The sequence below is a fragment of the Mesorhizobium sp. M2C.T.Ca.TU.002.02.1.1 genome, from assembly GCF_003997225.1.
Genome location: NZ_RZTO01000786.1, coordinates 1 through 2,818, shown reverse-complemented (window position 1 = coordinate 2,818; position 2,818 = coordinate 1). Strand labels below are relative to the sequence as shown.

The 2,818-nt window shown below is 64.2% G+C and carries 2 protein-coding genes and 1 pseudogene; all 3 read left to right on the top strand.

Annotated features, from left to right (window positions below; all coding sequences use genetic code 11):
- Nucleotides 1-574, top strand: a pseudogene (locus tag EOD07_RS29400) (2-aminoethylphosphonate--pyruvate transaminase); the annotation flags it as partial.
- Between the two features lie 12 nt (nt 575-586).
- Entirely contained in the window at nt 587-1,843 is a 1,257-nt protein-coding gene (phnA, locus tag EOD07_RS29395; RefSeq protein WP_127237837.1) for a phosphonoacetate hydrolase, read from the top strand.
- Nucleotides 1,844-2,080: 237 nt separating this feature from the next.
- The coding region (locus tag EOD07_RS29390) for an aldehyde dehydrogenase family protein (RefSeq protein WP_127237836.1) at nt 2,081-2,818 on the top strand (738 nt) is incomplete at its 3' end.

Sequence of the window (2,818 nt, the reverse complement as noted above, 5' to 3'; positions counted from 1 at the left end):
CATCGAGGGCGTGCCGGGTTTCGGCTTCGTCATCGCCCGCAAGAGCGAGCTCGAAGCCGCGAAGGGCCGCAGCCATTCGCTGTCGCTCGATGTCCATGCGCAATGGGCGAACATGAACAAGACCGGGCAGTGGCGCTACACGCCGCCCACGCATGTGGTCGCGGCCTTCCTTGAGGCGCTACGCCTGCACGAGGCCGAGGGCGGCGTCGCCGGACGCGGCGCGCGCTATACGCGAAACCGCGACGTCATGGTGGCCGGCATGCGCGATCTCGGTTTCGAAACGCTGCTCAAGGATCGCTGGCTGTCGCCGATCATCGTCACCTTCTTCAACCCGGCGCATCCGAACTTCGCCTTCGACCGCTTCTACGAGTTGATGAAGGACAAGGGCTTCATCATCTATCCGGGCAAGCTCACGGTGGTGGACTCCTTCCGCATCGGCTGCATCGGCCAGATGGACGAGCATGTCATGCGCCGCGTGGTCGAAGCAGCCGCACAGTCGCTGAACGAGATGGGCGTCGACACCGCCGCCCCGTCCCCCGCCGCTATCGCCGAGCGCGCCAAGCTCGCCGCCTGAAAGGTCCTTGAGATGAACCAGATGTCCCCCGTCAACGTCACGGCCAATGGCCGTTCCTATGCCTGGCCGCGCGTGCCGGCCATCGCCATCTGCCTCGACGGCTGCGAGCCGGCCTATCTCGATGAAGCGATCAAAGCCGGGCTGATGCCGGCGCTGGAAAGGATCAAGAAGAAGGGAACCGTGCGCTTTGCCCATTCGGTGATCCCGAGCTTCACCAACCCCAACAATCTGTCGATCGCCACCGGCCGGCCGCCGGCGGTGCACGGCATCTGCGGCAACTACCTCTACAACCCGGAGACGGGCGAGGAGGTGATGATGAACGATCCGAAATTCCTGCGCGCGCCGACCGTCTTCCAGGCCTTCTACGATGCCGGCGCCAAGGTGGCTGTGGTGACGGCAAAGGACAAGCTGCGCGCGCTGCTCGGCAAGGGGCTGAAGTTCGAGGATGGCCGGGCGATGTGCTTCTCGGCCGAGAAGTCGGACACCACGACGAAGGCCGAGCACGGCATCGACAATGCCTCGAAGCATTTCGGCCTGCCCGTGCCCGAGGTCTACTCGGCAGAGCTGTCGGAATTCGTCTTCGCCGCCGGCGTGCAACTCCTGAAGGAGTTCCGCCCGGACGTGATGTATCTCACCACCACCGACTATGTGCAGCACAAATACGCGCCGGGCGTGCCCCAGGCCAACGCCTTCTACGAAATGTTCGACAAATATCTCACCGAGCTTGACGCACTGGGCGCGGCGATCGTCGTCACCGCCGACCATGGCATGAAGCCGAAGCACCATGCCGACGGCTCGCCCAATGTGGTCTATGTGCAGGATCTTCTCGACGAATGGCTGGGCAAGGACGCCGCACGCGTCATCCTGCCGATCACCGACCCTTATGTGGTGCATCACGGCGCGCTGGGCTCCTTTGCCACCGCTTACCTTCCCAAGGGCGCCGATCGCGAGGCGGTGATGGAAAAGCTGCGCAAGGTCGAGGACATCATCCTGGTGCTCGGCCGCGAGGAAGGCTGCGCCCGCTTCGAGCTGCCCGAGGACCGCATGGGCGATATCATCCTGATCTCGGGCGAGAACAAGACGATCGGCACTTCGGAGCACCGGCACAATCTGGCGGCGCTCGACGAGCCGCTGCGCTCGCATGGCGGACTGACCGAGCAGGAGGTGCCCTTCATCGTCAACCGCGTGCTGCCGGACCTGCCGAACGAGCCCGTGCTGCGCAATTTCGATGCGTTTTATTACGCCACGATGGCGGCGGCGCAGGCATAGGGTTGGCGCTGTCGACCCCCACTCCGCCGGGCTTCGCCCGGCACCTCTCCCCCGATCGACGGGGGAGAGGAAAGGCGCCAGGGCGATCGGCCGTGCTTGGCTTGAATGCGGCGTTTCTGGATTTGAGCACAATAGGGCGCCGACCCGATTTCCTCTCCCCCGTCGATCGGGGGAGAGGTGGCCCGAAGGGCCGGAGTGGGGGTCGACCCCGCAACGCATCAAGACTGGAACCAACCGATGACCCAACTCGATCCCGCCATCAAGGTCCGCCACGAGCCGATGCGCATCGCCGGCCGCAAGGTCGACGCCGAGCATCGGCTGGAGGTGCGCTTTCCCTGGAATGATACAGTCATTGGCACCGTGCCGGCGGGTGGGGCCGAGCATGCGCGGCGCGCGTTTGAGATCGCGGCTGCCTACCAGCCGAAGCTGACGCGCTATGAGCGGCAGAAGATACTGCTCAGGACCGCCGAGCTGCTCAACGCCCGCAAGGAAGAATTGTCCGATCTCATCACGCTGGAACTCGGCATCTCCAAGCAGGATTCGCTCTACGAAGTCGGCCGCGCCTTCGATGTATTTACCCTCAGCGGCCAGTCGGCTATCCAGGACGACGGACAGATCTTCTCCTGCGATCTCACCCCGCATGGCAAGCAGCGCAAGATTTTCACCCTCCGCGAGCCGCTCAACGCGATCTCGGCGATCACGCCGTTCAACCATCCGCTCAACATGGTCTCGCACAAGGTGGCGCCGGCGATCGCCACCAACAATTGCGTCGTGGTCAAGCCGACGGAGCTGACGCCGATCACCGCGCTGATGCTGGCCGATATCCTCTATGAGGCCGGCCTGCCGCCTGAGATGCTTTCGGTCGTCACCGGATGGCCGGCCGATATCGGCGACGAGATGATCACCAATGCCAATATCGACCTCATCACCTTCACCGGCGGCGTGCCCGTCGGCAAGATGATCGCGTCCAAGGCC

Bases quoted from the DNA above. Each gene is read 5' to 3' on its own strand.
- phnA (WP_127237837.1), top strand. From the start codon at position 587: ATGAACCAGATGTCCCCCGTCAACGTCACGGCCAATGGCCGTTCCTAT.